The organism is Pseudomonas sp. GW823-FHT01D03 (assembly GCF_058798255.1).
Window position 1 is genome coordinate 5,594,256 of sequence record NZ_JBXAKK010000001.1, and the last position, 17,279, is coordinate 5,611,534.

13 protein-coding genes are annotated in these 17,279 nt (G+C 61.3%); 5 read left to right on the forward strand and 8 right to left on the reverse strand.

Annotated elements, in window-relative coordinates:
- Positions 1-116: 116 nt before the first annotated feature.
- The 7 genes from AC1RBR_RS24855 to AC1RBR_RS24885 form a co-directional block, all read right to left on the reverse strand.
- Complete coding sequence (locus tag AC1RBR_RS24855; protein ID WP_492566984.1) at positions 117-3,569, reverse strand: GMC family oxidoreductase N-terminal domain-containing protein; 3,453 nt, start codon at positions 3,567-3,569, stop codon at positions 117-119.
- Between the two features lie 1,071 nt (positions 3,570-4,640).
- Entirely contained in the window at positions 4,641-5,411 is a 771-nt protein-coding gene (gene etfB / locus AC1RBR_RS24860; RefSeq protein WP_095137468.1) for an electron transfer flavoprotein subunit beta, read from the reverse strand.
- Positions 5,412-5,421: 10 nt separating this feature from the next.
- A complete protein-coding gene (gene etfA / locus AC1RBR_RS24865) occupies positions 5,422-6,642 on the reverse strand; it encodes an electron transfer flavoprotein subunit alpha (RefSeq protein ID WP_097089050.1) in 1,221 nt (406 codons plus the stop codon).
- Entirely contained in the window at positions 6,642-8,591 is a 1,950-nt protein-coding gene (gene dgcB, locus AC1RBR_RS24870; protein ID WP_492566985.1) for a dimethylglycine demethylation protein DgcB, read from the reverse strand. The genes etfA and dgcB overlap by 1 nt, the downstream gene beginning before the upstream one ends.
- A gap of 211 nt (positions 8,592-8,802) precedes the next feature.
- Positions 8,803-10,863, reverse strand: coding sequence for a dimethylglycine demethylation protein DgcA (dgcA, locus tag AC1RBR_RS24875; RefSeq protein WP_047596497.1), 2,061 nt, complete (start codon positions 10,861-10,863; stop codon positions 8,803-8,805).
- Between the two features lie 15 nt (positions 10,864-10,878).
- Positions 10,879-11,409: a DUF5943 domain-containing protein gene (locus AC1RBR_RS24880; RefSeq protein ID WP_007926354.1), complete on the reverse strand. Its 531-nt coding sequence runs from the start codon at positions 11,407-11,409 to the stop codon at positions 10,879-10,881.
- Between the two features lie 106 nt (positions 11,410-11,515).
- A complete protein-coding gene (locus tag AC1RBR_RS24885; RefSeq protein ID WP_027610650.1) occupies positions 11,516-12,493 on the reverse strand; it encodes a dipeptidase in 978 nt (325 codons plus the stop codon).
- A 234-nt stretch (positions 12,494-12,727) separates the two neighbouring features.
- On the opposite strand from AC1RBR_RS24885, the gene AC1RBR_RS24890 reads away from it, so the two are divergent.
- From AC1RBR_RS24890 to AC1RBR_RS24900, 3 genes are all read left to right on the forward strand, one after another.
- Positions 12,728-13,129 carry a lysozyme inhibitor LprI family protein gene (locus AC1RBR_RS24890; protein WP_492566987.1) on the forward strand — a complete coding sequence of 134 codons (402 nt, stop codon included), beginning with the start codon at positions 12,728-12,730 and terminating at the stop codon, positions 13,127-13,129.
- 103 nt (positions 13,130-13,232) lie between these two features.
- On the forward strand, positions 13,233-13,556 hold the full coding sequence (locus AC1RBR_RS24895; protein WP_047596501.1) for a helix-turn-helix domain-containing protein: 324 nt from the start codon (positions 13,233-13,235) through the stop codon (positions 13,554-13,556).
- 28 nt (positions 13,557-13,584) lie between these two features.
- Positions 13,585-14,001: a DUF3010 family protein gene (locus AC1RBR_RS24900; protein ID WP_095137473.1), complete on the forward strand. Its 417-nt coding sequence runs from the start codon at positions 13,585-13,587 to the stop codon at positions 13,999-14,001.
- A gap of 139 nt (positions 14,002-14,140) precedes the next feature.
- On the opposite strand, the gene AC1RBR_RS24905 is transcribed toward AC1RBR_RS24900, so the two are convergent.
- Entirely contained in the window at positions 14,141-15,085 is a 945-nt protein-coding gene (locus tag AC1RBR_RS24905) for a GlxA family transcriptional regulator (protein WP_025108540.1), read from the reverse strand.
- 192 nt (positions 15,086-15,277) lie between these two features.
- Here AC1RBR_RS24905 and AC1RBR_RS24910 point away from each other — a divergent pair, with 192 nt between their 5' ends.
- Both AC1RBR_RS24910 and cdhC read left to right on the forward strand, forming a co-directional pair.
- On the forward strand, positions 15,278-16,222 hold the full coding sequence (locus AC1RBR_RS24910; protein WP_492566990.1) for a choline ABC transporter substrate-binding protein: 945 nt from the start codon (positions 15,278-15,280) through the stop codon (positions 16,220-16,222).
- Between the two features lie 118 nt (positions 16,223-16,340).
- Complete coding sequence (cdhC, locus tag AC1RBR_RS24915; RefSeq protein WP_086793588.1) at positions 16,341-17,228, forward strand: 3-dehydrocarnitine:acetyl-CoA trimethylamine transferase CdhC; 888 nt, start codon at positions 16,341-16,343, stop codon at positions 17,226-17,228.
- Positions 17,229-17,279: the final 51 nt, after the last annotated feature.

Consider the following 17,279-nt stretch of genomic DNA (forward strand, 5'->3'; position numbering starts at 1 on the left):
CGGCGAAGCCGTCGTAAACCCGGCAGATGCGGTGGTTCAGGAAAACCGCACTCTCAGGTTTTGGGGCCGCTTCGCAGCCCAGCGGGAGCAAGCTCCCTCGCCACAGGAAAACCTCATCAGCCGAGGGCAGTTTTCTCCAGGTGCTCAAGGATGAGCGGATACACATCCACCACCGCGTTCTTGCCGAACATGCAGTCGATGTGGCCATAGCCCGGCACCACATGCCGGCTGTAGCGCTCCGGCCCGTTGACTTCGCAGACTCGCTGGTAGGTCTTGAGTGTGCTTTCCGGCAGGTAACACTGGTTGTCCGCGCCACTGATAAAGCAGATCGGCATCGTCAGCCGGTCGAAGTGCGGCATGTACACATCGTTGCCCTTGAAATCCACCAAGTGCCCTTTGCGCACGATCAGCGCCAGGTGCTCGAAGGTCTCGATATTCGACTCGCCGAACAGCTCGTGCAGATTGTCGTGCAAGGTTTCGTTGAGCGTGTCGTGGCGGTACAGCGAGGCGTACATGAAGGTGATGCGATGGCACACCGGGTTGGTGCAATAACCCTGCGCCTCAATCCGCGCGTAACCGTTGAGGGCCTTGTCGTAGAGGCGGTTGAACCAGTTTTCCTTGCTGTCAGCGTAAGCCGTCATCGATTTGATACCGATGGCATCGAGCATGCCCGGCAAGTGCAGACCGGCCTTCAACCCGGTAGCCGTGGCAACCACGGTGTCAGCGGCAATCTGCGAGCAGACCACCGAGCGCACACCCTGCAGCCCTGCCAGCAACGACATGAAGAATGTCGTCGCGCCGTAGCAATGCACCATGCACTGCACGTCTCTGGCCTGCGTCTCCTGCTGAATTTGCGCAATGGCAGCCTTGAAGTCGTACTGGGCAATCTGGTCGCCGTTCCACTCCTTCTTGCTCGCCGGCAGCAGAATGCTCACGCGGAAATCCAGCAGCCACACGTCATAGTCGTGCTTGCACAGGTACTCCAGCAGGTTGGTCTGGATGGTGTCGGTGGAAAAGATATTCGAGCCGACGCCCAGGCCGTGCACCAGCATCACCGGGCCTTTGCTGCCGGCCTGGTATCGGGTCAGGCGCAGCTCGACGCCGTCTTCGGTGGGGAAGAAATGCACCGCCGGGGTCGGCGCATCCAGCGGCCGCTTCAGCCGTGGCGGCGCGTCGGGGTTGAAGTAGATATCGCCAGCGAAGACCCCGCCGTAACTCTCCCAGAGAATCCCGGCGAAGAACTTGCCGAAGCGCGCCAGGCCTTCGATGCGCTCGCGCTCGTTACGCGCGTTGAGCACTTTCATGGTGGTCATCTGTTTGGCGAAATCGGTTGGATGAATGTGCATCACCCCGGAGCCGATCACCTCGCCCGACTTGTCCGGCCCGCGATACAGCGTCACGTACAGGGTGCTGGTGTCGTGCCAGATATTCAACACGCCATTGTCTTCCGGCACGGTTTTGAAGGCGCTGAAGAAATAGTCGCTGCCATCCTCGGCGGTCAGTTTCATGTCGTATTTCATGTGCCGCGTGTCGACCTGCTGCTCGAATTGCTCGAACAGGTTGAACACGCCATTGCTGGCGGTCAGCGGTTGCGGCGACAGCGCCGGGGCATTGACCGTACCGACAATGGTCGCGGCGTGCTCCGGTTCCTTGATCATCCGGTTCAGGTCGTTGGCAGTGATGGTCAGGGTGAAGTCGATTGGCGAGTTGTCCGCCTCGCCGCGTTTGGCCGCGGCTTCATAGACTTTCAGATCGGTGCTTTGCGCGGCAGTGAAGGCCCGGGAGAAATAGCCTTTCATGGTTTCGGTGAACTGCACGCCGAGGGTCGGCGGCGCTACCTGTTTGCGCGGTGCCGACGGCAACGTGTAGTCGATCTGCCAACCGCGGTCGGCGGCGAGCAGGCCCATGTTGCGCTCGCTCACGGCGGAGATGGTCAGCAGCGGATTGACCGCCAGCGAAGTCGGAATCACCGCGCCGTCAGTCACGTACAGACTGGGGTAAACATCGGTGCCGGCCGCGCCGCTGAACACCTGGCCCTTGTGATTGACCACGCCTTGCGTCGCGTCTTCGCCCATCACGCAACCGCCCAGCGGATGCACCGAGACGATGCTGTGCTTGAGCAGTTGGGTCCAGATCGGATTCTCGACCCAGACCCCGCCCAGTGCCTTGGTGCTCTGGTACAAACGTTCGTTGCCGAGCTTGAAGTTTTCCTGCTCACCGACACCCGGCCAGTCGATGCGCAACTGGTCCTTGTTGTCGAGAATCATCCGGCCCTGGCCACTGTCGTGGCTCATGATCAGGTAGGTCTGCATATTGTGCAGCGCGCCGTAATAGGGGCCGCGCAGGAAGCTTTCGGCCTCGCGCTCCTTATAGCCGAGCTTGCCGCTGAAACTGTCGTCCGTGGCCACGCCGATCATTTCGGCGAACCCGGCCATCGCCGGCACCATCGGCCGGCCGAGGGCGCCGGGGATCGAGCCCTCCTCGATGACCATACGGCTGCGCCAGTCACCTTCGGTGCGCATGTCGATGATCGAGGTGATGCACGGGCCGACCGGGTGCAGCTCCTTGGCCGAATGCGCGCCGAAGCCGATGCCGTTGATGGTCTGCTCGCAGTTGTGGCCGAAACCGAGGATGTCACCGTTACCGCTCATGTTCTCGCCGAGCTGGCCGGACATCACCAGCCCCTTGTCCCGCGAACGCAGCAGAATTTCGGTAGAGCCGAGGGTGCCGGCGGAGACCACGACGATATCGGCCTTCACGAACAGCGTTGGCGCGTCGAATTTCTCGCGGCCGCTGTCCAGGTACTGGAAGTGCACGATCCAGCCATCGCCGTCGCGCTCCAGATGCCGCACTTCGGCCTGGCAGAAAATCTCCGCGCCGTGGTTCCAGGCGTCCGGCAGATAGTTCATCAGCGTGGTGTTCTTGGCCTTGTTGTTACAGCCCGAGACACAGTCGCCGCACTGGTTGCACGGCAGTTGTTCGACGCCGACGTGGTTGAGGTTGTTCGGCAGTTTGTCGAAGTTGACGTTGATCGGTGGCTTGTAGAAATGCGCGCCTTGCTTGAGGTAGTCCGCCGATTTTTTGTTGGCGTCGAGCTTGGGCAGGTTTGGCGCGGTATTCGGGTACGGATTGGGCTTGAGCATTTCCCGCGCGCGGGCGTAACCGTCCTTGAGCAGCGTATCGCGATGATCGCGTACCGCCTGCGGCCAGCGTGGATCCTCGAACACCCCGGGTTCCGGCTCCAGGGAAACGTTGGCATTGATCAGCGACGTACCGCCGAGGCCGCAGCCGACCACCACGTTCTGCTGGGCGTTGACGTGCAGATCGAACAGCCCGGTGCGCGAGCCAATGTGGCCGTCCGGGTCATGCACCTGCAACTCTTCGGTCGCGGCGATCATGGTGTTGGGGTATTCACCGGGCTGGATTTCCCGTCCGCGTTCAAGCAGGCACACCTGCTTGCCGGCCCGGGACAGGCGCGACGCAGCAATGCCGCCGCCATAGCCGGAGCCGATGACGATCACGTCGTAGTGTTCCTTGATCTCGCTGATGGGCGTTGCGATGCGTGTCATGAGGGTATTCCTCTCTCAGGCAGATGGGGCAACTCTGCGGTTGCCTGCAATCAATGGTCGAACGGGCACCTGGCCTCCGGGGCGAGCCCGGCGACAGCACAGCGGTTAAAGCAGGAGGTCGCTACAGACGAGCGCGTTGATTGGCCGCACGACGTAACGTGCGCTTGCGTGGCGAGGGGGGATGGCGGTGTGGGCGGCTATCCATCATGCGTTCTCCCAGAACCTGATGTGGATAAGTGACGGCTGTCCTTGTGCCATTGCAGTGAAGACAGCGCAGGAATCGAAGTCAAGGCAACGCCTTAGAACTGTATGAAATGTGATCAATTGCGGTTTGGACTAAGCCGGCCGGGGCCCGTGCAGTTCAGCGAACAAGTTATCCACATAGCCATGCACAGCAAATGGGGGTAACTGTGGATGAATGGAAAAATAACTGGCTGATTTGTGAAGAAAAATCGTGACTTATCCAGAAAGATGGTTTGCAGGAGGGATTGACTGTTTTTTGATCAAACCTCTACAAGTCACGTTTCATATGGGTTGTAGAGGATGGCGAACACGTTATCCACAGAAGCGCCAACAGAGATCGGGGGTAACTTTGCGGCGGCTGTGGAAAAGCACTGAGGGCTGTGTGAAATCGCGGTTTACACGGGGATTATCAGCTTTAAAAGCTTAATCGATCACTTATTGATCAATTTTCTACAGGCCACGTTTTATATGGCTTGCAGCGGACAGCGAACATCTTGTCCACAGAAGCGCCAACAGAGATTGGGGGCAACTCTTGGCGTTATGCAGGAAAAAAAGCCCGGAAAAACCGTGACTTAGGCTGGTTGTTTTTTGAGCTGAGGCCTGGATGGCTTGATTGGCGTGGGGTGCAGGGATGGGCGAACACGTTATCCACAGATCCGCCAACAGGGATTGTGGGTAAACACACGGAGATCTGCTGCCCCCTTAACCAATGTGGGAGCGGGCTTGCTCGCGAAAGCGGTGGGTCATTCAACTTTGATGCAGCTGAAACGACGCTTTCACGAGCAAGCCCGCTCCCACAGGGGGTGTTCACTGTCTGAAGGATCGTGGCTAGCGAACGACGCCTTCTTCGATCAGGAGTTTGAGGATCGCTTCCGCCCCGGCCTGCGCGGTGACGCCCTTGAGCACTTGTCCACCACCACCGCTGGCCTTGGCCGTAGCCGCTTTCATCCGGTCCGCACCGCTCTTGGCCTTGATCACCTTCAAGCGTTTCGGCCGTGGCTTGGCCGGTTGCAAGGTGGCAATCGCGAGCAACTCATCGTCCACCACTTCGATGTCTTCAGCCTGCAAAACTCCGCGTCGCGCCGGTCCATAGGCACTCTGCCGAGGTTTCGGCGCGGCGTTATCCACAGTCGCCAGAAACGGCAGCTTCACTTTCAACCGGCGCCGCTGCCCACGGGGCAAGGCTTGCAGCACCAGCGCCGAACCGTCGGTGATCGACTCGACCTGCGCCAGTCCCACCACCAGCGGCCAGCCCAGCCCTTCGGCCAGCAAAAACGGCAACATGCCCGAGCCTTCGCCGGTTTCCGCCTGGCTTCCGGTCAGCACCACTTGGGCGCCGGCATCACGCAGATACGCGGTCAGCGCCGGCAAGGCGTCGGCGCCAGCGGGTTGCTCCAGCACATGCAGCTGTTCCAGGCCCATGCCCAGATAGGCGCGCAGCGCCGGTTCCGCAACGTCCCCGGCGTGCAGCACTTGCAGGTTATCCCCAGCCAGTTGCAGGCCCAGTTCCACGGCGCGCGCGTCCTGTTCGGCGCGACGTGGCCGGCCCGACGTCGGGTGGGCACCGATGGAAACCAGACTGATGATCTTTGTGCTCATAACCCCTTCCTTAAGCCGCATCGCGCTTGGCTTCGTTGCGGTAAGCCGCTACCGCCGCGATCAACGCCTGAAGAATTTCCGCGCTCTCGCCAATCACCGAAAGATCGGCGCGTTTGATCATGTCGCAACCGGGGTCGAGGTTGATCGCCACCACCTTGTCGCAGGCACCGATGCCTTGCAGGTGCTGGATCGCCCCGGAGATACCCACAGCCACGTAAACCCGCGCGGTGACCCAAGTGCCGGACGCGCCGACCTGCCGATCACGGGCCATGAAGCCGTCGTCCACCGCCACCCGCGAGGCGCCTTCGGTGGCGCCGAGCGCCGCAGCGGTCTGGTGGAACAGCGCCCAGTCCTTGACCCCGTTGCCGCCGGAGAAAATGAACTCGGCTTCGGCCATCGGAATCGCCGCCGGATCCACCGCCACCGCACCAAGATCCTCGATCCGCGACAGGCTGCGCGCCACCGTTGTGGATAACTCCACCGGCAGTGCCTCATGACGGGTTTCGCTGACCGGTTCCGCGCATTCGGCTGCGGCCAGAATCAAACGTGCGACCGGTCGCGCCAGGTCTTGCAGGCCCGCGCCAGCGCGACCGATGCATTCCTGATCCTTGACCTGCCAGACTCGCGTTGCCGGCCGTTCGCCCAGTGCCGCGGCAAAACGCCGACCGAGTTCGCCGCCACCGCTGCGGCTGTCCGGCAGCAGCCAGTGGCGCGGATTGAACTGGTTATCCACAGCCCGCAGGCCCTGCACCCGTTGCTCCGGTGCATAACCGCTGAATTGGTCGCCCTCCAGTACCAGCAAGCGATCGACGCCGGCCGTGGCGAAGGCGTTCTCTTTGTGCTCGCCAAACACCACCGCCAGCACCGCGCCGTCGTTGCCGGCCAGTTGATGAGCCAGGCCGAGCAAGTCGCGGTCGTGGCTGCTCAGGCGGCCGCCGACCATGTCCGGCACCACGCTGATGTAGAACGCCGGGGCTGGCACCTGATGCAGCGGCAACTGCACTTCAACCGTGGCCGAACGTTTGACCGCCCCGCCCTGTTGCGCGCCGCTGCGATCGATACGCTTGATGCCGTTGGGGCCGATGAATCCGATGCCGTGCAGGTTCTTGCGGATGACGCCATTGGGGCCCATCCAGCTGTGTTGCGCCGGTTGCATGGCCGCGTGCAGCGGGTGCAGGCGGTTGCGTGCGATCCATTCGGCGCGTGGGTCGCGGCGGATAATGTCGCTCATCAGTGGGCCTCCGCAGGTTCACGTTTGGCCGGGGTGGCAGGCTTGTTCGGCGCGGCATCTTCGAGCAGCGCATCGGCCACCAGTTCGGCGATGTCCTTGATCAGCGGGCGCGGTTCGACCACGCCCTCGAGCATCGCAGTGCATTGTGGACAACCCACCGCCACCAGCTCGGCGCCGGTCTCGCGGATGTCGTCCATGCGCATGTCGGGAATCCGCTGCTTGCCCGGAATGTCGGTGATCGGCGCCCCGCCACCGCCGCCGCAGCAGCGCGAGCGGAAGCCGGAACGTTGCATCTCTTTGACCTCGATGCCGAGGGCGCGCAGCACTTCGCGCGGCGCCTCGTACTCGCCGTTGTAGCGACCGAGGTAGCACGGGTCGTGGTAGGTCACGCTGTTGCCTTTGTGCTGACCAAGGTTCAGCGCACCGGCCTGAATGATTTCCGCCAGGTAGGTGCTGTGGTGCTGCACCAGGTAGTTGCCGTCGAACGCGCCGTACTCGTTTTTCAACACATGAAAACTGTGCGGATCGCAGGTGACGATGCGGTTGAAGCTGTATTTGGCCAGGGTCTGGATATTGCGTTTGGCGAGCAACTGGAACGTCGCTTCGTCACCGAGACGCCGTGCTACGTCGCCGCTGTCACGCTCTTCGAGACCGAGTACGGCGAAGTCGATTTTCGCCGCTTTCAGCACTTTGACAAACGCGCGCAGGGTGCGCTGGTTGCGCATGTCGAAGGCGCCGTCGCCGACCCAGAACAGCACGTCGGTGGATTTCTTTTCGCTAAGCAGATTGAGGTTCAGATCCGCCGCCCAGTTCATCCGCCCGCCCGGAGCGAAACCGCCGGGGTTGTCAGTGGCGATCAGGTTTTCCAGGACTTCGGCGCCCTTGTTCGGGGTCGCGCCTTTTTCCAGCGTCAGGTGGCGGCGCATGTCGACGATGGCGTCGACGTGCTCGATCATCATCGGGCACTCCTCGACGCAGGCGCGGCAGGTGGTGCACGACCACAGGGTTTCGGCATCGACCAGACCGTTGACGATCGGCTGGTGCGGATTGCCGCTGTGCTCACCAATTGGCTTGCCGGGGTACGGACTGCCAGCGAACTTCGCGTCAGTGCCGCCAGCCAGGCCGACGACCATGTCCTGAATCAGTTTTTTCGGGTTCAGCGGCTGGCCGGCAGCGAACGCCGGGCAGGCGGCTTCGCACTTGCCGCACTGCACGCAGGCGTCAAAACCGAGCAACTGGTTCCAGGTGAAATCCTTGGGCTTTTCCACGCCGAGCGGCGCGCTTGGATCATTCAGATCCAGCGGTTTCAAACCGGTGGAACGACCGCCGCCAAAGCGCTCGGCGCGGCGGTGCCAGGCCAGGTGCAGGGCACCGGCGAAGGCGTGTTTCATCGGCCCGCCCCAGGTCATGCCGAAGAACAACTCCGACACGCCCCACAGCACGCCGAGCCCGAGAATCGCTGCCAGCAGCCAGCCGCCGAAGTTCTCCGGGAGGATCCCGGCCACCGGCAGGGTCACCAGAAAGAACGAGGCCGAGAACGCCAGCAGGCTTTTCGGCAGGCGCATCCACGGGCCTTTCGACAACCGTGCCGGCGGATTGAGCCGGCGCCGATAAACGAAGAGCGCACCGACGAACATCACCGCCGTCATCAACAGCAGCGCATAACCGAGGATGCGGTTATGCAGGCCGAAACCGTGCACCAGAATCGCCAGCACGATCGACGCCACCGCACCGCCCGCCGTGGCGACGTGGGTGTTGGCGATGTATTTGTCCCGCGCCACCACGTGGTGCAAGTCGACCATGTAACGCTTGGGCATGGCGAACAGGCCGCCGAGCAGATCGACCTTCGAGGCCCGGCCCCGACGCCACATGGTCACCCGCCGCAACGCGCCCAGCACCGCAAGGGCCAGGGCTGCGAACAACAGGATTGGAAGAAGGGTGTTCAACATGGTGAAGCTCCCAAAGACCTCGGGGTCATTTGTGCGCTGGCAAGAGCAACACACCTACCTGTGGCGAGGGAGCTTGCTCCCGCTGGAGTGCGCAGCGCTCCCAATACAGTCGCCGGTATATTCCTGATACACCGCGACTACAGTTTTTTGGGGCCGCTTCGCAGCCCAGCGGGAGCAAGCTCCCTCGCCACAGGTGATGGTGGTGATGCCGTTAGAAATCCTTGCACAACCGCAGGGCGTCGTAGATGGCGGCGTGGGTATTACGCTGCGCCACGCAGTCGCCGATGCGGAACAGCAAGTAGCCGTCACCGGTGCTGCTCAACGATGGCTGCGGCTGGATCGCGAACAACGCTTCGACGTCGATCTGACCCTTGTTGCGCGAACCCTCTTTGAGCGCGTAGTAGATTTCCTCGTCCGGACGCACGCCGTTCTCCACCACCACCTGATCGACCACCCGCTCCTCTTTGGCGCCGGTGTATTCGTTCTCCAGCACCGCCACCAGCTTGTCGCCTTCGCGGTAGACCTTCTCCAGCATCATGTCGCCGGTCATGATCACTTCTTTCGGGTACATGCTGCGGTAGTAGGTCGGGAACGACGTCCCACCAATGGCCACGCCCGGTTTGATGTCGTCGGTGACGATCTCGACCTGGCTGCCCTTGTCGGCGAGGAAGTCGGCGACCGACATCCCGGTGAACTCGCAGATGGTGTCGTAGACCAGCACGTTCTTGCCCGGCGCAACCTTGCCGTCGAGCACGTCCCAGCTGCTGACCACCAGCCCTTCGGCAGCGCCCCAGTGTTCGTTCTGCTCAAGGAATGGATGCCCACCGACTGCCAGCACCACCACGTCCGGACGCAGATCCATAATGGTTGCCGCATCGGCCGCAGTGCCCAGACGCAGGTCGACTTTCAGCCGCGCCAGCTCCAGCTGGAACCAGCGGGTGATGCCGGCGATCTGGTCACGTTGCGGCGCTTTCGACGCGGTAGTGATCTGCCCGCCGATGAATTCTTTCTTCTCGAACAGGGTCACGTCGTGGCCACGCTCGGCAGAGACGCGTGCTGCTTCCATCCCGGCCGGGCCGGCACCAACGATCACCACTTTGCGTTTGACGCCTGTGGACTTCTCGATGATGTGCGGCACGCCCATGTATTCACGGGAGGTCGCGGCGTTCTGGATGCACAGCACGTCCAGACCTTGATACTGACGATCGATGCAGTAGTTGGCGCCGACGCACTGTTTGATCTGGTCGATCTGGCCCATCTTGATCTTGGCAATCAGGTGCGGGTCGGCGATGTGCGCGCGGGTCATGCCGACCATGTCGACATAACCGCCTTCAAGGATGCGCGTGGCCTGGTTCGGGTCTTTGATGTTCTGTGCGTGCAGCACCGGAACCTTGACCACTTCCTTGATTCCGGCCGCCAGGTGCAGGAACGGCTCCGGCGGATAGCTCATGTTCGGAATCACGTTGGCCAGGGTGTTATGGGTGTCGCAACCCGAGCCGACGACGCCGATGAAATCGAGCATGCCGGTGTCGTCGTAATACTTGGCGATCTGCTTCATGTCCTCGTGCGACAGACCATCCGGGTGGAACTCGTCACCGCAGATACGCATGCCCACGCAGAAGTCGTCGCCGACCTCGGCACGCACGGCTTTCAGTACTTCCAGGCCAAACTTCATCCGGCCTTCGAAGCTGCCACCCCATTCATCGGTACGCTTGTTGACGCGCGGGCTCCAGAACTGGTCGATCATGTGCTGGTGCACGGCCGACAGCTCGACGCCGTCCAGACCACCGGCCTTGGCGCGGCGCGCGGCTTGCGCGTAGTTGCCGATCACTCGCCAGATCTCTTCCGGTTCGATGGTCTTGCAGGTCGCACGGTGCACGGGTTCACGGATACCCGACGGCGACATCAGGGTCGGCCAGTGGAAACCATCCCAACGTGAGCGACGGCCCATGTGGGTAATCTGGATCATGATCTTGGCGCCATGCTTGTGCATGGCGTCGGCCAGATTCTGGAAGTGCGGAATGATCCGGTCGGTGGACAGGTTGACCGAACTCCACCATTGCTGCGGACTGTCGATGGCGACCACCGACGAACCGCCGCAGATCGCCAGGCCAATGCCGCCCTTGGCTTTCTCTTCGTAGTATTTGACGTAGCGCTCGGTGGTCATGCCACCGTCAGTCGCGTAGACCTCAGCGTGCGCGGTGCTGAGCACGCGGTTGCGGATGGTCAGTTTGCCGATCTGGATCGGCTGGAACATTGCTTCGAAAGCCATGGCGGGTTCCTCGACTTACAACGGCTTGACGGTGAACAGGCCGTCGTCGTGGCCTTCTTCGGAGCCACCGTAGACTTGCTCGGCAACCGTACGAATCTTGCTGCCGCGAGCGGCGAGGATCTGGTCCATGGCGCCGGCAAACCAGCCGGTGAACATGTAGTCAACCTTGCGCCCGACCTTGCCGTAGACGTAGACGAACGCGGAGTGTTCGAGCTTGACGCTGGCGGTGCCTTTGTCGAGGTCGATGTCCTGAATCTTGAACAGGCCCCAGCCGCGTTGCGACAGGCGCTTCATGTAGTGTTCGAACACCGCGACGCCTTCCAGGCCGTGACATTCGGCTTCTTTTTCACACCAGTGCCAGGCGGACTTGTAGCCGGCCTTGTAGAGGATTTCGGCATAGGCGTCGGCGCCCAGCACTTCCTCGATACCCATGTGGTTGTTGACGAAGAAGTGACGTGGCACGTAGAGCATCGGCAGGGCGTCGGAGGTCCAGACACCGGTCTCGCTGTCGACTTCGATTGGCAATTGCGGGGCGATCTTGGCCATGGAAACTTAACTCCAGAAAAATTTAGATTCAGTGTTGGCCGCAGCCCTCACCCCAGCCCTCTCCCCGAGGGAGAGGGGGCAGATCGGCGGCGGTCTTGAGTAAGCGTTACTCGCCCCAGACGTCTTTCAGGACGTTGACCCAGTTCTCGCCCATGATCTTGCGCACCACTCGCTCTGAGTGGCCGCGCTTGAGCAGGGTTTCGGTCAGGTTCGGGAACTCGCCGACGGTGCGGATGCCCAGCGGGTTGATGATCTTGCCGAAGCTGGTCAGACGACGGGCGTAGCCCTTGTCGTGGGTCAGGTATTCGAAGAAATCCTGGCCGTGACCCTGGGTGAAGTCGGTGCCGATGCCGATGGCGTCTTCGCCGACGATGTTCATGGTGTATTCGATGGCTTCGGCGTAATCGTCGATGGTCGAATCGATGCCTTTGGCGAGGAACGGCGCGAACATGGTCACGCCGACAAAACCGCCATGGTCGGCAATGAACTTCAGTTCTTCATCGGACTTGTTGCGTGGGTGCTCTTTCAGACCCGACGGCAGGCAGTGGGAATAGCAGACCGGTTTTTTCGATTCGAGGATGACTTCTTCGGAAGTCTTGGAGCCGACATGGGACAGGTCGCACATGACGCCGACGCGGTTCATCTCGGCGACGATTTCCCGACCGAAGCCCGACAGGCCGCCGTCACGCTCGTAGCAACCGGTGCCGACCAGGTTCTGGGTGTTGTAGCACATCTGCACGATGCCGACGCCAAGCTGCTTGAACACCTCGACATAGCCGATCTGGTCTTCGAACGCGTGGGCATTCTGGAAGCCGAAGAGGATGCCGGTCTTGCCCTGCTCCTTGGCGCGACGAATGTCGGCGGTGGTGCGCACCGGCATCACCAGGTCGCTGTTTTCGCGGATCAGCTTCTGGCTGGCGGCGATATTGTTCACAGTCGCCTGAAAGCCTTCCCACACCGACACAGTGCAGTTGGCCGCCGTCAGACCGCCCTTGCGCATGTCTTCGAACAGCTCGCGGTTCCATTTGGCAATGATCAGACCGTCGATAACGATGCTGTCGGCGTGTAATTCGGCTGGGCTCATCAGGCGTCCCCTTATTGGCGATTCATGCGCCGAATCGTCTGCCGGCGCTTTGGGGCCAGCATATGCCTCGGTGCCGGGGCGACCGGGTGCAAAAACGACAGGGGAATTGCCGAAAGCGTCAATCCGCGACAAAGGGTCATCAGGCGCTCCGATCAGCTACCTGTTCAAGCCCGCACGCTTGAGCCAGAATCTGGCGCATCTTGCATACATCACTGGATTAGAGCGGCGACAACCATGAAATCGATCTTCCTGGCCTTGGCACTGATGGCGACCGGCGTACACGCCGCCGAAGAGACCGACAACAACCCGTGCGACGCGGTGGAAAACGACGTCCAGACCCTGGAATGCTCGACCTACAGCCGCAGCACCGCCGAAGACCTGCTCAAGGACAACTACACCAGCCTCAACGAACGCATGCAGGCCACCTACGGCAAAAACGCCGCGCAACTGGCCGACATCACCGCCAAATTGAAAACCGCCCAACAACAATGGCTGAAAACCCGCGACGCCGATTGCGCCGTGGAAGCCTTCCCCGCCACCGAAGGCAGCAAGGCATTCAAGATTGCGCAGAATGACTGTGTGGCGCGGATGAGTGACGAACGGTCGGAGTTTTTGGAGTCGATTGGGCAGGAGTGATTCGGGAAGTTCGGCAACATGCCGACAAACGTTGTTGATTGGCCGACTGGAAAATATAAGTAAAGATTCGAAAATCTTATAAAAGACTTATATTTCCAGAGCCATGACTCAATCTGTCGACATCCAAATCATCAACGATGCCGAAGGCAACCCGGCCTTCGTAGTCATTCCCTACGCTCAATACGTTGCGCAGAAATTGCAGCCCGATCTGATCCCTCATGAGGTGGTCAGTCGCATGGTCGACGGGGCGACACCAATCCGTGCCTGGCGCGAACACCTGAACCTGACTCAGGAAGAAGTGGCGAAACGTCTGGGAATTTCCCAGCCGGCGTTCGCTCAACAGGAAACGGTAGCGAAGCCACGCAAGGCAACCCGCGAGAAAATTGCAGCGGCGTTCGGCATCACGGCCAATCAGCTTGAGTTGTAGGCTGCCCTCTTCATTCAAAGGAATTCCCATGAACATCTGCGGCATCGAAATCAAAGGCAGCGAAGCGATCATCGCCGTGGCCTCCCTCGACGGGACAACGCTGAGCCATGTGGCGCTCAACACCAAGAAAATTGCCCTCGACGATGATGACGAGGCGGCCAACGTCAAACGCTTCGCGGCGCAGGTCGCTTCGTTTGTCCGCGAGCATTCGATTGACCGGATTGCGATCAAGAAGCGCAGCAAGAAGGGTGAGTTTGCCGGTGGGCCGACCACGTTCAAGATCGAGGGGGTGTTTCAGTTGCTGGACGGGTGCGAGGTGACGCTGTTGTCGCCGCAGACGATCAATGCCCAAGCCAAGAAGCACAATTTCGAGCTGCCGGGGACGTTGAACAAGTATCAGCATGAGGCTTACAAGGCGGCGTGTTCGGCGTTGGTGAAGAAGTAACCTTTTCTTCAGACACTGAAGATCAAAAATGTGGGAGCGGGCTTGCTCGCGAATGCGGTGGATCAGTCAACTCATGTTTCGACTGACACTCCGCTTTCGCGAGCAAGCCCGCTCCCACATTGGTTTTGCATGCATCCATTCAAGCTTGGGCGGTACGGCGGTCTTCGCGGGGGCAGCGGGCGAATTTTGCTCGGTAACTTCTTGTGAAATACGACGGCGATTCAAACCCGCAAGCGATGCTGACTTCGAGCACGCTCATATCGGTCTGGCGCAACAGCTGCCGGGCTTTTTCCAATCGCAGGCGCAGATAGAAATTGCTCGGCGTATCGTTCAGATGCAGCCGAAACAGGCGCTCCAGTTGCCGCCGCGTCACCTTGATCGATTCCGCCAGTTGCAGCGTGGTCAGCGGTGGTTCGCTGTGTTGTTCCATCTCGCCAATCACCTGCACCAGCTTCTTGTTGCTGATGCCGTAGCGCGTGGCGACTTCCATGCGCTGGTGGTCCTTTCGTGGGCGGATCCGCCCCAGCACGAACTGCTCGCTGACCTGGATTGCCAGTTGCGGGCCGTGGGCCTGGGCGATCAGATCGAGCATCAAGTCGATGGACGCCGTGCCGCCCGCCGAGGTGATGCGCCGCCGATCGATTTCGAACAATTCCTGGGTCACGCTGAGCTGTGGATAAGATTCCTTGAACGCATCGATAGCTTCCCAGTGCAGGGTCAGGCGATGGCCGTCGAGCAGGCCGGCTTCGGCGAGGACGAAGCTGCCGGTGTCGATAGCGCCGAGGGTCACGCCTTCGTTGTCCAGCCGGCGCAGCCAGTGCTCAAGGGTTGGTGTGGCGAACTTCAGCGGTTCGAATCCGGCCACCACCAACAGCGTCGCACCTTTCTTCAGCGGTTCCAGCGCCGCGTCGGCGTTGACCGACATGCCATTGCTCGCCAGCACCGCCCCGCCATCGGCGCTGAGCACGTGCCAGCGGTACAGCTCGCCACGAAAACGGTTGGCTACCCGCAGCGGTTCGATCGCGGAGATAAAGCCGATGGCGGAGAACCCCGGCATCAGCAGAAAGTAGAAATCCTGGGACATGTGCGCACTCGGTTAGCGGGTAGCGTGGATCGTTGATACGCCGATTGTCGTCAGCGTTCAAGCGCACAGGTCGCTACAGTGCAAGAGCCAGTCGCCGCAGTGCGCTTTCAAAGGCCTACAGCTGCGTAACTTTGCATCACCGGCACGCCAGATGCCGGAACTCACAATAAACGACCTGCCGAGGAACCCGACATGAAACGACTGATCAGCAGCTGTGTTCTTGCACTCAGCGGTACCGCTTTCTTGAACGCCAGCGTCATGGCGGCCGAACCCGCCTCGTGCCAGAACGTGCGCATGGGCGTCGTCAACTGGACCGACGTCATCGCCACCAGTGCCATGACCCAGGTCCTGCTCGACGGCCTCGGCTACAGCACCAAACAGACCAGTGCGTCCCAGCAGATCATCTTCGCCGGGATTCGCGATCAGCGGCTGGACCTGTTCCTCGGCTACTGGAACCCGCTGATGACCCAGACCATCACCCCGTTCGTCGACGCCAACCAGGTCAAAGTCCTGGAAGCACCGAACCTGAAGGATGCCCGCGCGACCCTCGCCGTGCCGACCTATCTGGCGGACAAGGGCCTGAAAACCTTCGCCGACATTGCCAAGTTCGAAAAGGAACTGGGCGGCAAGATCTACGGGATCGAACCGGGTTCGGGCGCCAACACGCAGATCAAGGCGATGATCGCCAAGAATCAGTTCGGCCTCGGCAAGTTCCAGTTGGTCGAGTCCAGCGAAGCCGGAATGCTCGCCGCCGTCGATCGCGCCGTGCGCCGCAAAGAGGCCGTGGTGTTCTTCGGCTGGGCGCCGCACCCGATGAACGTCAACGTCAAGATGACTTACCTCACCGGCAGCGAAGACGCCCTTGGCCCGAACGAAGGCATGGCCACGGTATGGACCGTCACCGCGCCGAAATACGCCGAACAGTGCCCGAACGTCGGCCGCCTGCTGAGCAACCTGACGTTCACCGCCGAAGACGAGAGCCGGATGATGCAACCGCTGCTCGATCACAAGGACGCCTTCGAATCCGCCAAACAGTGGCTCAAGGATCACCCCGAAGACAAACAGCGCTGGCTTGACGGTGTGACCACTTTCGACGGCAAACCGGCCGCTGAAAACCTGCAACTGACCAGTAAATAACCCCCGTTTGAAAAGCCCCTCACCCTAACCCTCTCCCCAGGGAGAGGGGACTGACCGACGCTTCGCAGCCCGAGAAAGGGCTGCGAACAGACCCATCACGCCTGAAGGAAACCGCACCATGAACCATGACGTCATCATCACCTGCGCACTTACCGGTGCTGGCGACACGACCGCCAAGAGCCCCCACGTGCCGGTCACCCCGAAACAGATTGCAGCGGCTGCGGTGGAAGCGGCCAAGGCTGGCGCCACCGTCGTGCATTGCCATGTGCGCGATCCGCAGACCGGAAAATTCAGCCGTGACGTGGCGCTGTACCGCGAAGTGATGGAGCGCATCCGCGAGGCGGACGTCGACATCATCGTCAACCTCACCGCCGGCATGGGTGGCGACCTGGAAATCGGCGCTGGCGAGCACCCGATGGAGTTCGGCCCGAACACCGATCTGGTCGGCCCGCTGACCCGTCTGGCCCACGTTGAAGAACTGCTGCCGGAAATCTGCACCCTCGATTGCGGCACGCTGAACTTCGGCGACGGCGACACCATTTACGTCTCGACCCCGGCGCAACTGCGCGCCGGCGCCAAGCGCATCACCGAGCTGGGGGTGAAGGCCGAACTGGAGATTTTCGACACCGGCCACCTGTGGTTTGCCAAGCAGATGATCAAGGAAGGTTTGCTCGACAACCCGCTGTTCCAGCTGTGCCTGGGCATCCCGTGGGGCGCGCCGGCCGACACCACCACCATGAAAGCCATGGTCGACAACCTGCCCGCCGATGCGGTGTGGGCCGGGTTCGGCATCGGCCGCATGCAGATGCCGATGGCCGCGCAAGCGGTGCTGCTCGGCGGCAACGTGCGGGTTGGTCTGGAAGACAACCTGTGGCTGGACAAGGGCGTGCTGGCCACCAACGGCCAACTGGTCGAACGCGCCAGCGAGATCCTCAGCCGCCTCGGCGCCCGCGTGCTGACCCCGGCTGAGGGGCGCAAAAAGATGGGCCTGACCCAGCGCGGCTGACCCAGCACTCATTTCCCCCTGTGGGAGCGGGCTTGCTCGCGAAGGCGCTGG